15 protein-coding genes are annotated in these 21,687 nt (G+C 41.5%); 5 read left to right on the top strand and 10 right to left on the bottom strand.

What is annotated here, in order from left to right; translation table 11 throughout:
• Positions 1-308 precede the first annotated feature (308 nt).
• Together AACU32_RS04985 and AACU32_RS04980 are read right to left on the bottom strand one after the other, a co-directional pair.
• On the bottom strand, positions 309-4,541 hold the full coding sequence (locus AACU32_RS04985; RefSeq protein ID WP_096598398.1) for a calcium-binding protein: 4,233 nt from the start codon (positions 4,539-4,541) through the stop codon (positions 309-311).
• 68 nt (positions 4,542-4,609) lie between these two features.
• Positions 4,610-5,104 carry a toxin-activating lysine-acyltransferase gene (locus AACU32_RS04980; RefSeq protein WP_096598396.1) on the bottom strand — a complete coding sequence of 165 codons (495 nt, stop codon included), beginning with the start codon at positions 5,102-5,104 and terminating at the stop codon, positions 4,610-4,612.
• Between the two features lie 350 nt (positions 5,105-5,454).
• Here AACU32_RS04980 and AACU32_RS04975 point away from each other — a divergent pair, with 350 nt between their 5' ends.
• Positions 5,455-6,408 carry a helix-turn-helix transcriptional regulator gene (locus tag AACU32_RS04975; RefSeq protein WP_096598394.1) on the top strand — a complete coding sequence of 318 codons (954 nt, stop codon included), beginning with the start codon at positions 5,455-5,457 and terminating at the stop codon, positions 6,406-6,408.
• 101 nt (positions 6,409-6,509) lie between these two features.
• On the opposite strand, the gene AACU32_RS04970 is transcribed toward AACU32_RS04975, so the two are convergent.
• Positions 6,510-7,139, bottom strand: a complete 630-nt coding sequence (locus tag AACU32_RS04970) for a DUF1345 domain-containing protein (RefSeq protein WP_339377521.1) — start codon at positions 7,137-7,139, stop codon at positions 6,510-6,512.
• A gap of 296 nt (positions 7,140-7,435) precedes the next feature.
• Positions 7,436-9,064, bottom strand: a complete 1,629-nt coding sequence (locus tag AACU32_RS04965) for a phospholipase D-like domain-containing protein (RefSeq protein WP_096598392.1) — start codon at positions 9,062-9,064, stop codon at positions 7,436-7,438.
• Between the two features lie 218 nt (positions 9,065-9,282).
• On the opposite strand from AACU32_RS04965, the gene AACU32_RS04960 reads away from it, so the two are divergent.
• Complete coding sequence (locus tag AACU32_RS04960; RefSeq protein WP_096598390.1) at positions 9,283-10,425, top strand: cysteine desulfurase family protein; 1,143 nt, start codon at positions 9,283-9,285, stop codon at positions 10,423-10,425.
• Positions 10,426-10,721: 296 nt separating this feature from the next.
• On the opposite strand, the gene AACU32_RS04955 is transcribed toward AACU32_RS04960, so the two are convergent.
• Both AACU32_RS04955 and AACU32_RS04950 read right to left on the bottom strand, forming a co-directional pair.
• Positions 10,722-13,130 (bottom strand): hypothetical protein, encoded by a 2,409-nt coding sequence (locus AACU32_RS04955; protein WP_096598388.1) that lies wholly within the window; start codon positions 13,128-13,130, stop codon positions 10,722-10,724.
• 358 nt (positions 13,131-13,488) lie between these two features.
• The gene (locus AACU32_RS04950) at positions 13,489-15,012 is read right to left on the bottom strand and encodes a GH3 family domain-containing protein (RefSeq protein ID WP_096598386.1); all 1,524 of its coding nucleotides are present in this window, start codon (positions 15,010-15,012) and stop codon (positions 13,489-13,491) included.
• Positions 15,013-15,253: 241 nt separating this feature from the next.
• On the opposite strand from AACU32_RS04950, the gene AACU32_RS04945 reads away from it, so the two are divergent.
• Positions 15,254-15,472: a hypothetical protein gene (locus AACU32_RS04945; RefSeq protein WP_096598384.1), complete on the top strand. Its 219-nt coding sequence runs from the start codon at positions 15,254-15,256 to the stop codon at positions 15,470-15,472.
• Positions 15,469-15,693, top strand: coding sequence for a ParE family toxin-like protein (locus tag AACU32_RS04940; RefSeq protein WP_096598382.1), 225 nt, complete (start codon positions 15,469-15,471; stop codon positions 15,691-15,693). Before AACU32_RS04945 ends, AACU32_RS04940 begins: the two co-directional genes overlap by 4 nt.
• 144 nt (positions 15,694-15,837) lie before the next feature.
• Here AACU32_RS04940 and AACU32_RS04935 read toward each other — a convergent pair whose 3' ends face one another.
• Complete coding sequence (locus tag AACU32_RS04935; protein WP_096598380.1) at positions 15,838-17,181, bottom strand: NAD(P)/FAD-dependent oxidoreductase; 1,344 nt, start codon at positions 17,179-17,181, stop codon at positions 15,838-15,840.
• A gap of 215 nt (positions 17,182-17,396) precedes the next feature.
• Here AACU32_RS04935 and AACU32_RS04930 point away from each other — a divergent pair, with 215 nt between their 5' ends.
• The gene (locus tag AACU32_RS04930) at positions 17,397-17,765 is read left to right on the top strand and encodes a nuclear transport factor 2 family protein (protein WP_096598378.1); all 369 of its coding nucleotides are present in this window, start codon (positions 17,397-17,399) and stop codon (positions 17,763-17,765) included.
• 149 nt (positions 17,766-17,914) lie between these two features.
• Here the strand turns inward: AACU32_RS04930 and AACU32_RS04925 are convergent, their stop codons facing one another.
• From AACU32_RS04925 to AACU32_RS04915, 3 genes are all read right to left on the bottom strand, one after another.
• Positions 17,915-18,520 (bottom strand): acyl transferase, encoded by a 606-nt coding sequence (locus AACU32_RS04925; protein WP_096598376.1) that lies wholly within the window; start codon positions 18,518-18,520, stop codon positions 17,915-17,917.
• A gap of 350 nt (positions 18,521-18,870) precedes the next feature.
• On the bottom strand, positions 18,871-19,617 hold the full coding sequence (locus tag AACU32_RS04920; protein ID WP_096598374.1) for a sterol desaturase family protein: 747 nt from the start codon (positions 19,615-19,617) through the stop codon (positions 18,871-18,873).
• A gap of 336 nt (positions 19,618-19,953) precedes the next feature.
• Complete coding sequence (locus AACU32_RS04915; protein ID WP_339377520.1) at positions 19,954-21,510, bottom strand: GMC family oxidoreductase; 1,557 nt, start codon at positions 21,508-21,510, stop codon at positions 19,954-19,956.
• Positions 21,511-21,687 lie beyond the last annotated feature (177 nt).

Genomic DNA, 21,687 nt, shown 5'->3' with positions numbered 1-21,687 from the left:
CTAAGTAAGTCGGCGGGAATAAACCAAACTATGTTGCGCAATGTAAACATGCTTGAAACCCTTACCAATGACCAATGACAAATGACAAATGACAGACCTCGCCAGTTGTCTTTAATTGCGCCGACCTACTTAAGAGGAGAGAGGCTTTGATTTTCTCCCCAACGCTAGTAAGGAAGGGGCTGGGGGTTAGGTCTTTTCATTGCGGTCTAAATACATGAAAACTGCTGTAAAGTGAGTTCATTGTAGGTTGGCTCTCCTTCTTCAAGCCAACCTACAATATAGTCAGCAAGTCAACTATGTCCTATCAATTAAGCCCAAGTTGATTGAATGGTAGTATTCAGGTTAGCCAAACTGAGCGTACCAGCATCAAACTGACTCCAAGCATTCACCAATCCCTGGACTTGAGATTGCTGTAAACTGGCTCCGCTATTACCAATTTGGAAGGTATCGATTCGTTGGCTAACCCCAGCATTAAACCAATCCTTGAGAATAATATTGGTAGATTGATTAACAAAACTCACTTCCAAATCGGATGTACCTGATTGCTGAAAGCGGATTTTTTCTTTATTAGTTTGACCACCAAAGAGTAAGACATCTTTAGAAGTGTCATCACCCAGGTTATTAATAAAAGCAGTTTGCAGCTTGTTAGAAGAGCCTACAGAATTGAGGATGTCGTCTCCTCCCACAACATAGGTATCATTGCCTTGAGAACCTTTGAAAGTGTTCTGATTACCTAACAGAATCAAGCGATCGCTGTTATTTCCACCGTCAAAAGTGTTGTTACTTCCCCCACCAATGATAAAGTCATTACCATCGCTGCCATTAATGCTACCGCTCAGACCGACACTGAAAATAACGTCATTTCCTAATCCAGCATTAATAGTATTAGTCACACCACCAGCTAAGATGACATCATTGTCGTCACCTGCACTGACGACATTACTTACGCCACCAGCCAAGATGGTATCATTGCCGCTACCCCCATCAATAACATTACTTACACCACCAGCCAAGACGATATCATTACCAGATCCAGTGCGGATGATATTACTAGCACCACCAGTCAAGATGGTATCGTTGCCCGATCCAGACTCGATCGCATTACTTGCACCGACACTCAAGACAAAATCATTACCACCATCTGCATAGATGAAATTGCCGTAACCTCCAGCGAAGACAGTATCATTACCTTCAGCAGCCCAAATAATGTTAGCTTTGCCGATGCTGGTAATAGTATCATTCCCTGTGCCACCATAGATGCCATTAATTTCACCACCTGCTACAATCCAGTCATTTCCAGCACCTCCCTCAACTTTTTTATTGTTCTTACCAAAACCGATAATAATATCATTTCCATCACCACCATCAAAAGAATTCGATTCACCCCCTGCTAGGAGAATATCTTGACCCGCATCACCTTTAAGTGAGTTCTTTTTACCTAAGCCCACAAGAATGTCACTATCATCTCCTCCCTCAACTTTATTTTCTTCCCCTGCGGTAATCACAGTATCTAATCCCATACCCCCATAAACACGATTAGTTTTACCCGCAGCAAAAACGAGGTCGTTCCCATCCCCAGCCAGGATAAAATTATTTTTACCTGCTCCTAAGACCAAATCATTGCCACTTCCAGCCAACAGACCATTATTTACCCCTGCACTTACTAAGATGTCATCACCTAAACCTGCATTGACTAGGTTTAACTTTCCAGCAGTAAAGAGAATATCTCCATTGTTGTTGAAAAAGTCAAAATTATATCGAGATGCGTTGAGTGAAAATCCATTAAAATTGGGGACAGATACAGTGGGAAGAGAAAAACTGGGTACAGTCGGTAGACTAAAACTAGGAAGATAGAATGTAGGTAAAGTAGGTAAAGAAAAGTCAGGTAAATCTATCTTTGGTAAAGATGGTAAAGATAAGTTTGGGATAGAAAAAGTGGGTAAGGCTAACTTAGGCAAGTTAGGCAACGAAAGTGTGGGCAGACTTACATTGGGAAGCTCAATCCCTGGTAAATCAGGTAAAGAAATTGTCGGGAAGGATAAATCAGGTAGAGAAATAGTCGGTAAAGAAATATTCGGTAAGGATAGATTAGGTAGGGAAATATTCGGTAAGGATAGATTGGGTAAAGAAAAATTAGGTAAGCCTAAATCCGGTAAGGAAAAAGTAGGAAGGGAAAGATCAGGTATCGAAAAATCGACATTAAATAAGTCAAAATCAACATCAAAGGTTAAATCAGGGATAGCTACATTAACATCAGGTAGCTTGATGGCTGGCACATCGAAATTCCAAATAGCATCAAAGTTGAGATCGGGAATTATTGCCTTTATGTCGGGCAAACTGATTCCACTAAAGTCGGACAAACTGAGATCAAACAGGTCATCACCAAAAGTAAAGTTATACAACCCTCCAGTAATGACAATATCTTGACCTTTGCCAGCAACAACGGCATTGTACTGCCCAAGAGCGACCATTACATCATTTCCTGTCGCCTGTAAAGTTGCATCGACATTGCCAGCATTTTTTGCATCTACTCCAGAATTAAGTTGATCTGTCTTAGCATCTTTGCCAGCATTGTTCACTTCACTGGAACCAAAGCCATTTAACCCTATTCCCAACGAGTCTCCAAAAGCAATATTACCCATTCCCGCAGCAATCATGACATCGTTATTGCCACCACCGATCATGGCATTAACTTTACCGACAGCTACCATCACATCTTTACTGTCACCCCAAGAAGTTAAGATGTTATATAAAGCACCACTAACCATTGTGGAACTACCATCACCAACTTTGGTAATAGCACTACCGATACCAAGGGAAACCATTGTATCATTACCGTTACCAACCTTGGTGAGAGCGTTGTAAGCTCCAGCAGCGACCATTGTAGTGTTCCCGTTACCAACCTTGGTAAGAAGGTTCAGTCCACCGACAGCAGCCATTATGTCAGTACCGTCACCAGTTTTGACAAAAACGTTACCACCACCAAGACCGTAGATTTCATTATTACCACCGGAGTCGTAGACGGCGTTAGCTAAACCGCCAGTAATCACCTTATCGTTGCCAGAGCCAGAGATAATAACATTAGCTCCACCAACAGCTTCGATGTAGTCACTACCCGAACCCGTCTGAATTACATTAGCTAAACCACCAGCAATAACTTTATTATTTCCAGAACCGGCATTGATGATATTTGCTCCACCGTAGGCTATGATTTCATCATTTCCGGCATATTGCTTTTGTACTAATCCAAATTCAGGCACTTTCATTGTGCTAGATACAGTTATCCATCCCACCACATCCTCTTCCCAATAAGTTCCCCCAGAGTTAGAACCCGTAATATTATTAGCACCGCCATCTGCTTCAATGTAATTATAGTTACTCTTACCACCTGTTTTAATTTTGTTATAGCCACCGTAGGCTTTAACGGTATTATCACCGTCTCCAGCATCTATATTGTTGTATCCTCCCCAAGCTTGTACATTGTCATCACCAGAACTGGCATTGATAATATTTGCTCCACCATTGGCTATGATTTCATCATTTCCCGCATATAGTTGCTTTTCTACTAATACATATCGTTCCAGTGTAAGATTTCCCAATGAAGGAATGGAGATAGTTACATCTTCCGATTCCAACACTTCCTCTTCCCAATAAGTCTCCTTAGAACTACCCGTTATATTATTAGCGCCGCCATCTGCTTCAATGTAATTGTAGTTACTCTTACCACCTGTTTTAATTTTGTTATAACCACCGTAGGCTTTAACGGTATTATCACCGTCTCCAGCATCTATGTTGTTATATCCCCCCAAGGCTTGTACATAGTCATTGCCAGAACCAGCTACGATTTTGTTTGAACCACCGTAGGCGTAAACCTTATCATTACCGTCTCCAAGATCTACATCGTTATATCCTCCCCAAGCTTGTACATAGTCATTATCTTGTTCTGCTACAACCTTGTTAGAGCCACCATAAACATAAATACGGTCATCACCAGTCCAACCATGAGCTTCGTTTTTGCCACCGTATAGTTTAATCGTGTCGTTACCTTCATCACCATAAGCTACGTTTTTACCACCCAAGGCTTCTACATAGTCATTACCAGAACCAGCTATGATTTGGTTAAAAGCAGCGTAGGTTTTGATGGTGTCATTACCCGAACCACCATCAATATAGTTATAAGCTCCCCAAGCTTCTATAGAGTCATTACCCGAACCCCCATAAAGCTTACTTACGCCAGAATTAGATTTGATAGTGTCATTACCAGAACCACCGTCTAGTTTTACGTAAAGTGCATAGGCTTCGAGGGTGTCATTTCCTCCATTACCGTAACCTTCACCGACAACATCAATTTCAATATGATCGTCACCATTGCCACCTTCTTTACGAACCAAGTTTTTTGCGGCTTTAACACCAGCGTTATACAAGTCTTCTGAGGTATCTGCAATATATTTTCCACCATCTACAGCATCGTTATATAAATCTTCTCCGGCATCTACAGCATCGTTATACAAGTCTTTTCCGGCATCTACAACTTGTCCCACAATAAACCTCCAAAAAAATTACTATTATTTACAAGTTAAATTCAGCTAAACTGTTGATTTGAAATGAATTATGCAGTCCATTTGTAGATGGCTTTTAGAGTTCCGTCAGGATTTATTTTGAGAGACTTAGCTGGTGTTCCTTTGGGGAAAATATTGCTACGTAAATCTTTGATAATTAGACGAGCATGACCGAAGGGAGCAATAAATTCCGGAAAACACAAGTTATTTCCTCCCTTCCATTCATCAAGCCGCAAAACATATTTGCCTGTGAGAAATTTTGTCTCAACTTCATCAGTTAGCCATGCCCAGTTAACAAAACCAATGGGATTACCATCAATTTCGTAGTAGCGAAATTGATTGTGAATTAAGCTGGGGACAAATCGCTCGGCAATACTGGAAATTTTATATTTACTATGCAGTTGAGAATAAAGCATTAAATGGGTGATTGAGCCAATCATTTGTAAAGGTTGCTGAGTAGAAAATGAGATAGTTTCTTTATCTTCTAATTTTCTATTGCCTGAAAAACTGTTATCTATAGTCGATGAATCCGATAGTAAAACCATTTAATTCTGTGTAAGATTTACTTCTTGTATTTAAGCTATTAAGCATCAATCGAGATATGCTTGGTTTTGTGTAAAAGTCTGGTCTTTAAAAGATTGGTCGTCAGCTTTATCTAGTGAAACAATCAGGATGGCGATCCACGAATATAGCTATCATCTTTTTCACGCCAGAAATCTAGGGAACGAACCGAATGTGTTTATTTACTCATTCAAGATAAATTACATTTCCAGGGTTGTGCTATCCGATTTGCGAATGATTTGTTGCGGAAAATGTCTAATATCCCTGATTGTAACGATGCAAGCTAGGGTAATATGGGCTACAAAGGTGTTACCGATTTGTTTGAGGGGTTTGTATGGTATGGGATTTGAATCTGGAATTAACTGATCCGGAGCAATATGTCAAGTTACTACCAACCATCAGTAAGCATATACCCAATGCCAAGGATTATAAAATTCTGTGGCGGCTTGCTCAGTTAGAAAACTTTGACCTCCTCAATGTAGTCTGGGAAGCTGGGAGTACCTATACACAGGGATATAACCTCCCTGGTAAAATTGTTTTTACCTTTTTTGAAGGTGAGCATCTCTTCAAATTAGGCTCCGAGGAATTACTGATTAATAATCAACATTTGTGTATTGCACAGCAGGGTTTAGAACATATACGCCTCAAGCATGTGTCTTCCTACAGTGCTTTATCAATTTACATAGACGAATTTCGATATTTCAGCGAACTCAGTAAATATCTGGATAAACAAATTGATAATCCCAAATTGGTGCAAGTTTTTGACCGCACAAGTGATTATGGTCGTTCGTTGTACCAAATGGTGTTGACTCTATGGAATTTGATTGATACAAATGGACATCCAATTGCTGTGAAAAATCTAGAACTGGCGATTTTTTCCAGCTTAGTGCAAGGGCCATTTTACAAGAATTCAGAATGTGCGATCGCTCGCAAACTTGAGACGGGGTGTAACGCAAAAACTTCAGAAGTTTCGATTGCTCGTGTACGAGAAGCCGCAGATTACATCCGAGCAAATTTGAAACAAAATCTTACAATCGGGGAGATTGCAGCCGCAATACAATGTAGTAGTCGTTCTCTACAAGCAGCCTTTGCTCGTCATTACGGTTTCTCACCCAATGAATACCTGCGAAATTGCAGACTTGAAGCAGCTCATGTGGAGTTGCTGGAAGGAAACAAAACCATCACGTCTGTTGCTCTTGATTATGGGTTTTCTAATATTGGTCGTTTTGCTAAATATTTCCAGCAATACTTTGGCAAACATCCTTCCAATATTTTACGCAACAAATAATAAAATACGCGATGAAAACTTGCTTCCAAGGGAAAAATGATGGTATTAAAACCTGCCCACCAAAACCCGGATACTGTATTTTTAGTTAAGTAAAAAAATTTTCAAATCAATCCAGCAATTATATTAATGGTGATTGCTACAATGGTAGTGTTAAAAAAGAAAGATAATATGCCATGAAGTAAAGTCAAGCGTCTCATAGCGCGAGATGTTGTCTGCACATCAGAAACTTGGCTAGTCATGCCAATGACAAAAGAATAATAGAGAAATTCCCAATAATCTGGATAGTCATTATTAGGAAAATCTAACCCTCCATTTATTTCTCCACTAGTATTAGTATTCCTAGGAGTCTTATGTTGATAATAGCTATGTGCATATTGTAGGGCAAACATTGTATGCACCAGTAACCAAGAACCGACAATTGTCATAATCGAAAGTATGACGTGTACAATCAACAAAATTTCTGACACGCCTTTTTTATCAGTTAGTAAGAACCCGATCGCTAACACACTAGCACAAGCGGCAGCAATTACCAGCATAAATATAGCAAAATGACCTTCATATTCATTCTCAGCATAACGGCGGGTTTTTTCTGGGGTAGCTTTGATCATCTTCCACCAAGTTATGGCTAAAAAAAAGTCAGCACCTGAGTTCCACGCACAGAGAATACGGGTAGGTAAATGTAACCAATGAGGAAGTATTACTGAAACTAATGCAGCAATAAATATAGCCACGATTAGTCTAGGTCGAGGATCGAAGTTTTTAAATAAATTAATTGTACTAGGCACTTGAACAAAGTTGAAATTTAGTAACTATATAAAATTTTATCTGAGTGGCGATATCAAAATCACATAGTTAGTCAACACTCACGTCCTGACTACGAACTTCTGGAATATCCCTGACTTCTACCCTTGGGGAAGCCACCTGGAGGGTTTCTACAAGAAGTCGGGGATATAACTCCTCACAAACCAAGTAAATTATATGGTGAACCACTAGTTTATATAGATGCTAATGTGTAAAAGCTTAGCATCTACCAAGTCACAGTGTCTTGCCATTTGTTAATCATCTTATTACTAATACCTGGAACTTTTTCTAAATCTTGCAAAGAACTAAATTTTTGCTGTTGACGAGTAATAATTATTCGCTGTGCTAATTTCTTCCCGACACCAGGTAGAGTGACTAATTCTTCTAAAGTTGCTGTATTGAGATTTACTTTTGTTGGTGCTTGATTCGGAATTGATGTGGGAGCTTTTATTTGAGGACATTGTTTAGCTTCGGTGGCAATTTTTTGTTGAATGGCAGGTGATAACCCAAGTTTGACAGTAGTATATAGGCGGGCAAATTCTCGGACATAATGGGCTGCAACTGTCTTGCTCTCAATCACTAATAGAGTTTCGTCATTACCATTATTGGCAGCTTCTGACCAATTATGAGAACCTGTAATTACTGTTTTTCCATCAATCACAGCAAATTTATGATGGAGTAAATCTCCTTTGGGTAAGGTGGGGACACCGACGCTAGTAATTGGGTTCTGCCAAGGTTTATTATCTACTTCATATTTACATTCGTCACTGAGAGCAAATCCCATCATATCTAAGGCTTCACTATAGGGACGATAAGCAAATTGTGGTTCAATCAAAGTGCGGATTTGGACATTTTGTTGGTGACGAGTTTCTAGGATATTAGCAAGTTGTTGTTCGGAAAATACAAATAATGCCATATCAACCGATTTTGTCGCTAATTCTAAAGTATTACCGATTAAACCATTAGTACTGCTACTCCAAGGTTGAGTAGCAGAGTTCGGAGAAAATTGTACGGTTATTTTGGTTTCTCCTAAAGAGATAGTTTTTGGTAAACGTAGCGGTTTTTTCACACCAAAAAGACTATCTGGTTTTCCTCCGGGGCCATCACCCCACATGATGTTAAACTCTTCTGTAAATAATGACGCTAATTCTGGGCTGTCAATTTGTAAGAAATTATTGGCATTTCCTAAACTACTGGGATTACTAAAATCTCCAAATACATCACTTAAAGTAAAATTGGCAGAAGTGACAATCACAATCCGATTGTCTACAACCACAAATTTGTGATGCATTAAACTGCTACCGACTGTACCATCTGCTCGATCATCTAGCCAAGGAACTTTGGCATTTTGGACAATCGCTAACGCATCTCTTTGATTAATCTCTTCTGGGCTGAGTTTGTTGTCTTGGTTGATGTCGATAAATTTACGAAATTCGTTATAGCGTTCCTGTTCTCTTTTTTCTAATTTGCTAATTTCATCAGGTGTAAAGCTACTCCAAGAACGGCTATAGGTATTTTCTAAAATTAATCTGACCTTAACTCCAGCTTTTTGTCTATCTGCTAATGCTTGGGCTACTTTGGGTAAACGCAATTCTTGAACCGCTACATCTACTGTAGATTTAGCTTGGGAAATAGCATTGACAATCTGTTGTTCTAAATTATCTCCCAGACGAGTCTGCTGACGGTAAGGTTCTCTGAATTCCGAGGACTGGGAATGGTTAAAGTAAACCTGAACAAGTGGATCTTGGGGTAGAGGTGCTGGACGTTTATTGTAGGATTGGACTTGTTCGCAAGCGGCAAGGGTAAATACGAGAAAAAATGTAAAATAATACTTGAGACTAGAAGAAAGTTGCACAGTGATCTGCTAAAAGTAGATTGGGAGTTAACAGATCTATTATTCCCAAAATTGATTATGTTCCATTAGGTAGAAAAATACCTTTACAAATAAGGCAAAAAATCTATCTATTGAGGGAAAATTATTCAGAGATTCTGAGGATTAAGCGACTTATCTGTATAAGCTGAAAATATAGACAGCTCGCAGTAAGCGTGTGTCTTCACTCATTTATTGGTGATATGCAAATATATCTAGATTACAGTGCTACTACTCCCACCCGTCCAGAAGCGATCGCAGCTATGCAAAAAGTTCTCGCTCAACAATGGGGCAACCCTTCTAGTTTACATGAGTGGGGACAACGGGCAGCAACAATTTTAGAACAAGCGAGAATCCAAGTGGCGGGATTAATTAACGCCTCTAGTTTGGAGTCGATTGTCTTTACCTCTGGTGGTACTGAGGCAGATAATCTCGCAATTATGGGGGTGGCTCGGTTGTACAATGTTCCCCAACACATGATTATTTCTAGTGTTGAGCATTCCGCCATTTCCGAATCGGCGCGGTTGCTGGAAAGGTGGGGTTGGGAAGTGACTCGCTTGGCGGTAGATGGCAAAGGGAGAGTTAACCCCACAGATTTGTCCGCAGCTTTGCGAGATAATACAGTCTTAGTGTCTGTGATTTATGGTCAAAGTGAAGTCGGAACAGTGCAAGCGATCGCAAAACTCGCAGATATTGCCCACAAAAATGGGGTATTATTTCATACGGATGCAGTTCAAGCGGTAGGACGTTTGCCCATTGATGTAGCAACTTTTTACGTAGATTTGCTGAGTATTTCTAGTCATAAAATATATGGGCCGCAAGGTGCTGGGGCGCTGTATGTACGTCCGGGAGTAGAGTTAGTACCCCTATTTGGTGGTGGTGGACAAGAAATAGGGCTACGTTCTGGGACTCAAGCCACAGCGGTAATTGCTGGTTTTGGTGTAGCAGCCGAACTAGCAGCCCAAGAAATGTCTACAGAAACACCGCGTTTAATACAGTTACGCGATCGCTTATTTGCCCAGTTAGCTGACATACCGGGTTTAATTCCCACAGGCGATCGCGATCGCCGCTTACCCCATCACCTAAGTTTTTGTCTGGAATATGCCGATGGCAAAAAACTGAGTGGTAAAACCATAGTACGGCAATTAAACCTAGCTGGTATTGGTATCAGTGCTGGTGCTGCATGTCACAGTGGTAAACTCAGCCCAAGCCCGATATTATTAGCAATGGGTTATTCTGAACAAGCCGCCTTAGGTGGAATTCGCATGACATTGGGAAGGGAAACCACTGAAGCTGATATAGATTGGACAGCGATGGTTTTGAAACAGGTGTTGCAGAGGTTGTAAATATGGTCATTGGTCATTTGTCATTGGTCATTTGTCATTGGTCATTTGTCATTGGTCAGAGGGAACTCTTAACTGAAATCTGGCATCATCAAAGTATTTATACTGATGTAACTTCATTTCAATAAACATAAATTTTTCTCAATACAACGAAAAAGCAACTTTTTCAGCCTGCGTAGGCAGGCTTTGTTTGTATAGCCTCACCCTTATAGGGTGTAGGTGCAAGATATCAATTAACAGGACATAATTGGTGAATTTTGAATAGTTTGTCCTCCTTGTATTCCATGCCCAATGCCCAACTATATAATTGGCGCGATCGCAATACCCTCAACAGCAATCCCTGCTGGTATTCCATTATTTGACCCATCCCAGAAGGGGGTAAAACTACCACTGGTATTAACGCCAAGTGAGGTGGGGTTGAATACAAAGATATCAGCACCATCACCTGTTGCACCAAGAACGCTAAAAGCTCCCTCGGTAGTGAGGAAAATTTTGTTAGTATTAGCGTCGAACCAAATACCATTCACATCTTCAGTAGAGTTAGTTAGACCCACATCAGATCCATCAAACAGCATTGTCCAAGTACCGACTGTATTCTGCCCTAAACTACTAGCATTCAACTTGATCAGGTCTTCATCTGAACCGGATACTCCAGGAACGATAAAGGAACCCTTTGTACTAATGACCAAATTACCATCTCGGTCAATAGCGATCGCATCCAACTCTTCAGCGTCGGTGGTTAATCCTACATCTGAACCGTCAAAATAAAGTTCAAAGGTTCCACTAGTAAACTCACCTGTAGTTGTAGGAGTAAACTTCACTATATCCGAATCATCTACTGCCAGCTCACCAGGTAAGATGGTCGGGTTATTTAATGCAAACAAAATTGAGCCATCTGCATTAATGTGAAAATCTCGCAGGTAGGAAGTACCAAAGCCCAGATCCGAGCCATCAACATACATATACCATTTATTATTTGACTGGTCGTATGCGAGAATATCTTGCCGATTAAAGCTGACTCCGCCAATAGTACCACTACCGCCAAGGCTGACAAATTTCGTGGAAGCCGGATCTAAGACTTGGATAGTTTTCTGACTGCTACCGATTAATTCTCCATCATTTGCCAGTAATTGCAAAGTGTAAGTTCCCGGAGTAGAGAAGGTAGCAGTAGTATCCTGTGCAGATGGATCGGCAAAAAACACTTGACCAGGCCCGCTAATTGCACTCCATGTAGTGGTTAAACTTCCGGAAACAGGTAAACCATCATCACTTACAGAACCGTCAAGGTTGGCTTTGTACAACACTACTTGATTTGCACCTGCGGCTACTGCTGGTGCTTGATTGGGGACAGGAGTACCTAAAGCAAATTCGTAGAGCCGACCATCATTTTCATTGGGATTGGTATCATTATCAATAGCGCGATCGACAATGTAGAGGCTTTGCAGATAAGGATTTTGACTACTTGGTGCAATGGTGATCCCCGCTGGTTTGATGGCGTTCGCCGCAGAAATATCATAGGTACGGACAACTTGACCAGAAGTTGTCAGTTCAAACACCAAATTAGATGGGAAACCGACCATAAACAGGTTACCACTACCAGGATCAATCGCAATCCCTTCTGGATCGTGAAGTCCCAATATTTCAGTATCAAATTGGCTAATTAAAGTGCCGCTGGTAGTAACTTGATAAACCTGTCCACCCGCACCATCAACGACAAATAAAGTCCCTGTCTTCGCTGAATAGGCAATATCTTCTGGGTCAGTACTACCCCAAACAGTAGTACTAAACGAACTCACCACATCATCAGTAGTGTTGTAATTCCCATCGGCTCCGGGATTGAGTTGAAAAACTCGACCCTTGTTATCATCGGAAAAGTAGAGGAAGCGATTCGCTGGGTTATATGCAATTCCCGTCGGCTCGTTGGAAAAGTTCATCGTGGTCAAAGTCCGCTGCAAAATGCCGCTCAGACTAGTTTGAAATAGGTTCCTACCAGTGAAGTAGGTGGGCATTTCATCAACTTCAGCATCAGAAAGCAACAATGAATTCAAATGACTGATATAAACAATCCCCGATGGATCTGGACTTGGAGGCCCAAATTCAGAGGTGTAGATAGTCTGTACCAGCGTTGGAGCAGACAGAACAGATGTGGTCTCTAGCGCCTGGGCTACCATCAAGGATGAGTCCGCAGTTGTCGCTGTGAAGACGCTATCAGTAATCTGCGCTTGCCGATTGTTTAGTCCTAATCCAGAGAGATTCCGTTCAGCAGCAATTTTACCTTTGGGGGTAAATTCATACTCTACTTGATGTGAAGAGCTTTCTAAGAGAAAATTACCATTCTGAGGATTCAGTTTGATGCCACTGAAATTGGCTAAATTTCCTGGGATAGTGATCTGAGTAATTAAAGCTGGTTTCTCAAAACTACCCTGAGAGTTTGGCTCAATCTGATAAATCTGCGGTTTAGTACCTTGATCCAAAATCACCAAGCTTCCTGTAACCGGATCAATTGTCACCCCTTGCGGATTCTTTAAGCCAACTTTATTAAAATCAATTCGCTTGAGGGTTGCCAGGTCTAATCCGCCATTTTTAGTTTTCACCTCAAGCAACACAGATGAATTTTCTAAAGCGAGCCAACGATTAAACTTGCTATCAAAAACAGCGTTAATCGAATTTTTAAATTCATCAATGATAAAACTTTGTGAAGTTGCCATTATTCTTTACAGTAAATTCTTAATCAAGGTAGTGTTGCTGAGATTGTTGCGAAAAACCCGCTTGATATCAGAGATAACAAATAAGAATTTACATCGATTGCCTATATCTATAAAGTAGTTAAATATAAAATTCATAGATAATTCATCTAGATTTTATAAAAGGGCTGATTCCCAAGTGATACAACAAATGTGTGACGATTTATCAGGCTATTAATTATGTCATGTAATCAGGATAATTACTGAGAATATCAGGATTTTTTACCGACAATTCCACTCAGTTTTGAATCTTTACTACTTGATAATAAATATTTATTATAAATATCTATTTTGATAAAAGGTTTTAATTTTACGGATTGCTTTAGGAAATATTAGAATTTATAAATTTTAATGCTTGTAAAAGTTCAGTGCTAATGGGCGAGGTTGCTAAAATTGGATGCTTAATACCTCCCCAAATACTGCCTTTTTGGAGGCGAATCGAGGTTAACAATTCTGGGATTTGAGGAGAGATGAAAACCTCTGGTGGTGCAAGTTGACCGAGCGATCGCGCTAAATTATAGTGATAAGACTGTGATAAAGCTTGATCTAGTTGTTGGGCAATGATTTCTGGCTTTTGTTCGGCTGTATCGAGTAGGAGAATATAGTGAGGTGGGTTGCTAACGGGAACCAAACTCTGAAAATGAGTTCCTTGCAAGTTCAGGCGATTCAAAGCATCCTGCACAAAAGTAGCTTGCAACTTTTCCCCTACCAAATCGCTGATGGCTTGATGTCGTCCGAGAAATTCTAAACAGGGTGTGTGGCGATAGTAGTGAGTTACCCGGACGCGATCGCCTATGCGATAACGATATAAACCACCTTTCTGTGATAAAATAATTGTGTATTCCTGACCGATGCTGAGTTCATGTAATTTATATAGAGAACCAGTATCATCCTCAAACTCGAAAAAGACTTCATCCAACACCGGAACATAACCCCCCGCTGCAATTAAGGGAATTGTCATCGGTGCTTCAGTAGCTAGCAAACCCTTACCCTGAACAAACACACCCGGAAACTGCAATTTCAATCCCTTAGCTTGATCGGCGGCGTTGGCGCTATCCCAACAAGAAATCAGCTTTAAATTTGACCAGAGTTGCATCCAAGGAATATCATTTTCTTGGAGTAGTTGCAGGCGTAGGGGTGATATGAGTCCTTGTAATTCTTGCCGCAATAACTCTTGATTTTCTGCAATATATTTTAAATGTACTTGTAGGAAACTGGGACTCCAAACCGAAATAATTTCTAATTTCTCCGCCTGTAATAAAGCCAAAGCCAGTTGATGTTTAAATTGTTGCGCGTCGTTAAGACGATTCAGTCCATTTGGTATTACCAACCAAGGACGCAGCAACCAACGCAACCATCCATCTAAATAATCTAGGTCATCTTGTAAAGATTGGGAATCACCCACATTTAATTGTGGCGAGATCGAGGCATAAATTTTGCCCGTCGAGAATTTCGGCCCATGTACAATCAAATCATGGGCCCATACACAAAACATCTGATTGAACGATCGCCGCAAAGATTGAGTATAGGGAATCCATTTTACCGCCCCAGTACTGCCAGAGGTTTTTTCATAAAATAAAATCGGTTCTGGCGTGAGGGGAATTTGCTGGCGTTTTTCCTGTCCTAAAATCCAGGGTTCTAGTGCATCGTAATCCACAATGGGCACAGCTTGCCAATCTGCTAGAGAACGAATTCCCAAAGTTTTACCATACTTACTGGCTATTAGGCGATCGCAAATCTCCCTCTGCACAGAAATCTGCGTTAACTCAGGATGATCCAATGCTTGCTGAAATCGCCGGGAAGCGGCTGCAAACAGTTGCCCAAAGAGTTGAATAATCGGACGCATGATATCAAAATAAACCAGATTAACTTAAATACTAGATTATTTTTTGGGCGACACAGTTTACTGATAGTCAATTAAAGGATACAAAAAGTTGGGTTTCTGTAAACCATGCCCACTTGTCAACAACACTGGTAAAATCAGAGCGGTTTAACAGGACTTCAAAAGTTGTTTGCACGATGCTCAACTTGCCTGAAAGCAGCGATAATGGATAGGATACTGTTTTGATTGTCAGAGTGTAGTAGCTATGACTGAGTTACTTCAACGTGCGATCGCTAAGTTACAAACTTTGCCTGAAAGTGAACAAGACGCGATCGCTTCGATGATTTTGGCAGAAATTGAGGATGAGCGACGTTGGGATGAAGCATTCTCTCGTTCCCCAGATGTTCTGGCAAAACTCGCAGCTTCAGCAATGGCTGAGTACCATGCAGGTAAAACCCAAGAACTTGATCCAGAAACACTTTGAACTCACGCACTACCGCCCAGTTCCGTAAATTATTTGCTGATTTACCCGAAGAAGTTCAGAAGCAGACACGCGCAGCATATCGTCAGTTTAAGAAAGACCCAAGCTATCCAAGCCTGCGCTTCAAGAAGGTGCATCCTGAGTTGCCAATTTACTCTGCCAGAATTAGCAAAAGCTATCGAGCAGTGGGTCAGTTGGATGGAGACACAGTGATCTGGTTTTAGGTTGGTTCACACGCAGAGTACGACAGGTTACTAGAGCAGTTGTAGCAGCGCTGCATAACCCTCTTATAAGAAACTAGCCCACCAGCGTGGGCTTAAAACCTGCTTTTCGTGTAGTCCGCTTCAGCGGACTTTTTAAAGGCATTCTTACACTTTCGTCAAAGGTCTATCATTGCTATTGTTCACAGTTTGTGGTGCAACAAAAGCTTCTCTACCTGTAATTAATCTAGAGCGACGATTTCGAGTGATATAATTCCACGCCCACTGAAATACTACTAGTAATTTAGTGTCAAACTCGATTAAGAAGTAGATGTGAACTAATAGCCAAAATGCCCAAGCTAGGAAACCTGTGAGTTTGATTAAGCCTAAATCTACAACAGCTAAATTTTGCCCAATCATCGCCAAACTACCCACATGGTTGTAATGAAATGGTGGCAAATTATAACCTTGAAGCCGTCGTTGAATTAGTTTACCTACATACTCTCCTTGTTGTTTAGCTACGGGTGCAACACCAGGTAAAGGTTTAGCATCTTGATGGGAGAAGTTGGCTAAATCTCCAATTACGAAAATGTTGTCATAACCCTCGATAGACAAGTCAGGTTCTACAATTACACGCCCAGAGTAATCGCGCTCTACACCTGTCGTTTCTGCTAAGACGTTCCCCATTGGGGAACCTTGAACACCTGCTGCCCACAAGATAGTTTTTGAGGCAATTTCTGTAAATTCATTGTCTTGCTTGAAAGTAACAATATCACCTTCAATATTTGTCACCCTGGTGTGAGTGTGGAGTTCTACACCCAACGTTTGCAAAGATACTGCTGCTGATGCCGATAACTCTGGCGCCATGTGTGGGAGGATGCGAGGGCCCCCTTGTAATAGTAAAATTTTCGTTTCTGAAGTGTCGATGCTGCGAAAATCTTCTTTGAGAGTTTTGTATGCCAATTCTGCGATCGCACCTGCTAACTCTACACCAGTCGGGCCACCGCCCACAATCACAAAATTCAAATAAGCACGGCGTTGTTCGGGATCAGTTGCTTTTTCTGCTGCTTCAAATGCGCCAAATATCCGGCGACGCATTTCTATCGCATCTTCCACAGTTTTCAAGCCAGGAGCAACTTTTTCCCAGTGATCCTTACCAAAATAGGAATGGTTCGCGCCTGTAGCGATAATTAATGTATCGTATGGTACTACTTCACCACTCAGAATAACTTGTTGCGCTTTTGGATCAATATCACTTACTTCTCCCAACAACACTTTTGTATTCTTGCTTTTGCTGAATACAGAGCGCAATGGTGCAGAAATATCAGAAGGTGATAGCGTACCTGTGGCAACTTGATATAAAAGCGGCTGAAATAGGTGAAAGTTACGTTTATCAATGAGAGTAACATTTACATTCGTTGCATTCAAAGCCTTTGCTGCATACAGTCCACCAAAGCCTCCGCCAACGATGACAACTTTATGTGGTGCTTTATGCTCAAGAGAATTTTCCATAAAAATATTTCCTAGTGTTAAGAGCGTTGTAACTTTTCTTAACAAAGATGTAACAGAATGATCGGCAAGGTTGCCGTTTATTTAGAACATTTGAAGAAATCATAAAAGTAGTCATAGGTTACCGAAATTTTTGGGTTCATATATATTGCGCAAAGCGTGTCAGTTGTCAGCGATGCACTGAGAAGCTCGCACAAGTGTTGTTTTTGGATAATGTTATGGAAATCAGCAACGAAGACCGAGAAACCCTTGAACGCCTAGAAGAAGAGTTATGGCGTGAAGAGACTCGATTTGACACGCAACGCATGAACGAACTGATCGCCCAAGATTTTTTTGAGTTTGGCCGATCTGGGCGTGTCTATCCAAGAGAACATACACTTGCAGTAGCGCGTCAATCAATAGATGCTGTCTTTCCTCTGCCGGAATTTCAAGCTCGCCTACTCGACGAAAACACTGCCCAAGTCACCTATAATAGCGCAGTTACCTATGATGGCGTTGTCGAATATGCCCGCCGAAGTTCTATTTGGTCGAGAACAACAAGCGGTTGGGTACTTCGCTTTCATCAAGGCACACCGTTTCAACCATAAATATAGAGTTATAGCTGTTGACTGTTGACTGTTGACTGTTGACAAACTTGAAAGCCTTTTATAGAAATGTATTTAGAAGCTTGGCAAGCAGAAGGTGAACTTATCCCTGAACCTATGAAACTTCAAGTTGCTGGATAACCTACGAATTATCATACCTGTTGGTTAGGATAAAGGTTTGTAGCAGCCTGAAGAAATGTGCGATCGCTAATCACTACACCAGGGGCGAGAACAGATCCGGCTCCCACAAAAACATCGTTACCAATTTTGACTTTCTTGACATACAACATTAAGTTTTGCTTGCGGGGTTTGATCACATGGGAAGATATACCAACACGATGTCCCATAACTACGCGATCGCCTATTTCGATTAAACCGCGATCGGCTATCTCTAATCCTGGTGTCCAATATACATCTCGCCCCACCTTCGCACCCCACAATCGTAACCAAAACGAAAATGCCCCCGGAATCAGCCGCAGCACCGCCTCGAAAACCGGAATTGCAATATACATTACCTGAATTTGATGACTACCCCACCAAGGACTATATTCTTTACCTAGTAGATAACTAATACCCTCCTGCACAGGGTAAACCCATTGATGTAAGCGGTAAACTAGCAATGGCAACCCGTAAATTGAAAGCAACACCGCCAGAATACTAAAGATGCTAGGTGAATAGGCGAAGTAGACTATTGTTCCTCCTGTTAGCATTAATATAAAAGTCGGAAAAAATAAAAGAATTGAGCTTAAAAATGTCATTTGTCATTTGTCATTAGTCAATAGTCATTTGTCAATTTTCTCCCTTGTCCCTCCGTCCCTTGCGCGTCTCCCCTTGGGAGAAGTTCTGTTCGTCGTTCGCGCAGCGTCTCCCCTTGGGAGAAGACGTTGGCGTCCCTTGCGCGTCTCCCCTTGGGAGAAGCCAGACGCTCGTACCTCGCTACCGCTTCGCTAACGCCGGACGCCGGCGCTCAGACTTCTCTCCTTGTCCCCCGGTTGGTGAGCGCACTCGTACTGCGTTCGCGCAGCGTCTCGTAGAGAAGCAGAACCCGCAGGGTACCACATCCTCCTCATGCCCTTCATCCCGGTCACTGAGTGGAGTCGAAGTGCTATCATGAAAAAGGGAACAAGAGTTTTTGACTCAAGGTTAATGAAGAGGGAATTCCAATTGTAGATGGTAACCCTTGATTTTCATAATAAGTACCGTGTAACTTGTCCCAAAATTTTAGATTTGCACCATAGTTGCAATTATAAACTTCGCTGCAATGATGCCAAGCATGATCCTGTGGTAAGATTAACCAAGAAGATATAAATTGATATAGCCAGTTATTTGCAGAAATCATTAAGCGGCTATGTCGCCATAAATCTAGAGCAGAAGTTAGACTCACTCCTAGTAAATAACCTGTGGGATCTGCTAATAGATATAAAAATAAAGTGTGTATCCATAAATAAACAATTAGCAAACTTGTCCAAGCAGTGTTACGGGAAGTTCCTAACACATCCATCTGCGTAACGGTATGATGCACTTGATGCACTGACCAAAAAAATTTACTATGCAATAAACGATGATTCCAATAATATAAATAATCTACAAAAATAAAACTGAGAATAAAAGCCAGAATTGGTGATAATTTGATGATTCCTTGTTGATTGGGTAATAAATTATGGTAGAGCCAATACACTAAGGTAGCTTGTAGTAAGGGAATCAACATTCCTTGAATCGTTAATCCTATACCATCTATTAGCCAATCTTCACGGCTTTTCAATTGCAGTTGTTTTCTTCCGAATGGATTACTAATTGTCCATCCAACTAAGCCGATAAAAGCGACAAAAACTAAAAGTTGTACAAAGTTTTGCATAATCAATCAAATAATTCGTAATTCGTAATTGCTCTCAACCTTCAACCTAGAAGCAGCACTAATATTGTTTCGCTATACCAATCCTATATGATTTGTGAAAATTCGCTCCTTCCAGATCCCCGACTTCTCAAAGAAGTCGGGGATCTAATTACCCAGGCTAAGGGCATTAATTAAGAGGTTGTTTTAAAAGTGGTTGGCTGTGATTATAAGCACTTATTGATCCCCCCTAGCCCCCCTTGAAAAGGGGGGGAAATCTCTCAAAGTCCCCCTTATTAAGGGGGATTTAGGGGGGTCTAGAATTTTTTGCTACCGACGACAGGACTTTTAAAACATCCTCTAAGAATTACGAATTAATAATTGCTCTCGCACAGTCCCTGCGGCTTTAATTAAATCGGCAGCTTTTTCGCCAATCATAATTGTCGCTGCATTAGTGTTTCCCGTGGTAATTGTCGGCATAATTGATGCATCAACAACACGCAATCCCTCAACACCATATACTCGCAATTGTGGATCTACGACTGCTAAGGAATCAGTTCCCATTTTGCAAGTACCCACTGGATGATATGTGGTATCGCCTACTTCCCTGACATAAGCTTGAAGTGCTTCATCGCTGGATACATCAGCACCAGGAGCAACTTCTTCACCTCGGAACTCATCAAATGCTTTTGAGCGTAACAATTGCCGGATAATTGTAATTCCAGCAACTAACTTGTGCAGATCTGATTCACTTTGCAGATAGTTCATTTGGATGACGGGTGAGTCATTGGGGGAAGCAGAACGCAGACTAACATTGCCCCTACTTTCGGGTTGCATTAGGCAGGCTGTAGCCCCAAAACCGGGGCCTTCGCGAGCATAGGCTGGAGGTACCCACAAAACAGGGCCACAGAAAAACTGCAAATCTGGTGCAGTATCTAAACGACCTTCAGTATGTAGGAACAATCCAGCTTCAGCGATATTGCTAGTTGGAGCGAGTTGCAGCTCTTGAGTTGCTTGGTATCCCACTGGAACCATCAGGTGATCTTGAAGGTTCTGACCGACTCCAGGTAAATCAACGACTACAGGAATATCTAGCGATCGCAATTTTTCTGCATTACCAATCCCTGATAGCATGAGTAATTTAGGTGAATCAAACGCGCCTGCACAGAGAATCACTTCTTGGTTGACCCGGACTTGGTGGATCGTTCCCTCGTGCAGATATTCTACGCCAGCGGTGCGCGTACCTTCAAACAGTAAACGTGTGACTAAGGCTCCTGTGGTGGTTGTCAAATTCGGGCGATGAAGAATTGGCGACAGAAATGCAACGGCTGTACTTTGTCGTTTACCGTCTTTGACAGTCAACTGATAAAGTCCTGCACCCTGCTGTTGTGCGCCATTAAAATCAGGATTGCGAGGATAACCCAGTTCTGCGGCGGCTTCTACAAATTGTTGGGCGATCGCACTTGGCGCTAGGGGGTCGGTAACAGTTAATGCTCCGCCTACTGCGTGAAACTCCGATGCTCCTCGTTGTTGGTTCTCAGATTTCTTGAAGTAAGGCAATACTTCTTGATAACTCCAACCTGGATTGCCTAAATCTTGCCAATGGTCAAAATCGTCACTGTTACCCCGGATATAGATCATGGCATTGATCGAACTGGTTCCACCGAGGACTTTGCCACGGGGACAAGGGATTTTCCGCCCATTCAGGTAAGGTTCAGCTTCAGTAGAATATGCCCAGTCTACCTCAGTACCCCATAGCTGTGTCCAGGCTACCGGAACCTGAATCTCTGGTTTGGTATCCGGCCCACCAGCTTCCAGCAGCAATACAGTAGTTTCACCGTCTTCCGTGAGGCGGTTAGCTACTACACAGCCTGCCGAGCCTGCGCCAATGACAACATAATTGTACTCAGCTATCATCGCTTTCCTCTGGTTTATGTACTAGGGTAAGTATTTAGGGAATCTCTCAGAAACAATACCTAAAAAAAGTTAATTTTATTTACAAATTCGCAATTATTTACCCACCTTAAATCGTTAATGGTGTGTTGGTGCGGCGCTTGGCGATAACACACCCTTGTATATTGAAATTCTGGCGCT

The organism is Calothrix sp. NIES-2100, assembly GCF_963875285.1.
GTDB lineage: Bacteria > Cyanobacteriota > Cyanobacteriia > Cyanobacteriales > Nostocaceae > Aulosira.
The sequence above is the reverse complement of the archived record's forward strand: the minus strand, read 5'-3'. Positions and strand labels throughout refer to the sequence as shown.

Bases quoted from the DNA above. Each gene is read 5' to 3' on its own strand.
- AACU32_RS04980 (WP_096598396.1), bottom strand. From the start codon at position 5,104: ATGGTTTTACTATCGGATTCATCGACTATAGATAACAGTTTTTCAGGC.
- AACU32_RS04975 (WP_096598394.1), top strand. From the start codon at position 5,455: ATGGTATGGGATTTGAATCTGGAATTAACTGATCCGGAGCAATATGTC.
- AACU32_RS04960 (WP_096598390.1), top strand. From the start codon at position 9,283: ATGCAAATATATCTAGATTACAGTGCTACTACTCCCACCCGTCCAGAA.
- AACU32_RS04955 (WP_096598388.1), bottom strand. From the start codon at position 13,130: ATGGCAACTTCACAAAGTTTTATCATTGATGAATTTAAAAATTCGATT.
- AACU32_RS04950 (WP_096598386.1), bottom strand. From the start codon at position 15,012: ATGCGTCCGATTATTCAACTCTTTGGGCAACTGTTTGCAGCCGCTTCC.
- AACU32_RS04945 (WP_096598384.1), top strand. From the start codon at position 15,254: ATGACTGAGTTACTTCAACGTGCGATCGCTAAGTTACAAACTTTGCCT.
- AACU32_RS04935 (WP_096598380.1), bottom strand. From the start codon at position 17,181: ATGGAAAATTCTCTTGAGCATAAAGCACCACATAAAGTTGTCATCGTT.
- AACU32_RS04930 (WP_096598378.1), top strand. From the start codon at position 17,397: ATGGAAATCAGCAACGAAGACCGAGAAACCCTTGAACGCCTAGAAGAA.
- AACU32_RS04925 (WP_096598376.1), bottom strand. From the start codon at position 18,520: ATGACATTTTTAAGCTCAATTCTTTTATTTTTTCCGACTTTTATATTA.
- AACU32_RS04920 (WP_096598374.1), bottom strand. From the start codon at position 19,617: ATGCAAAACTTTGTACAACTTTTAGTTTTTGTCGCTTTTATCGGCTTA.
- AACU32_RS04915 (WP_339377520.1), bottom strand. From the start codon at position 21,510: ATGATAGCTGAGTACAATTATGTTGTCATTGGCGCAGGCTCGGCAGGC.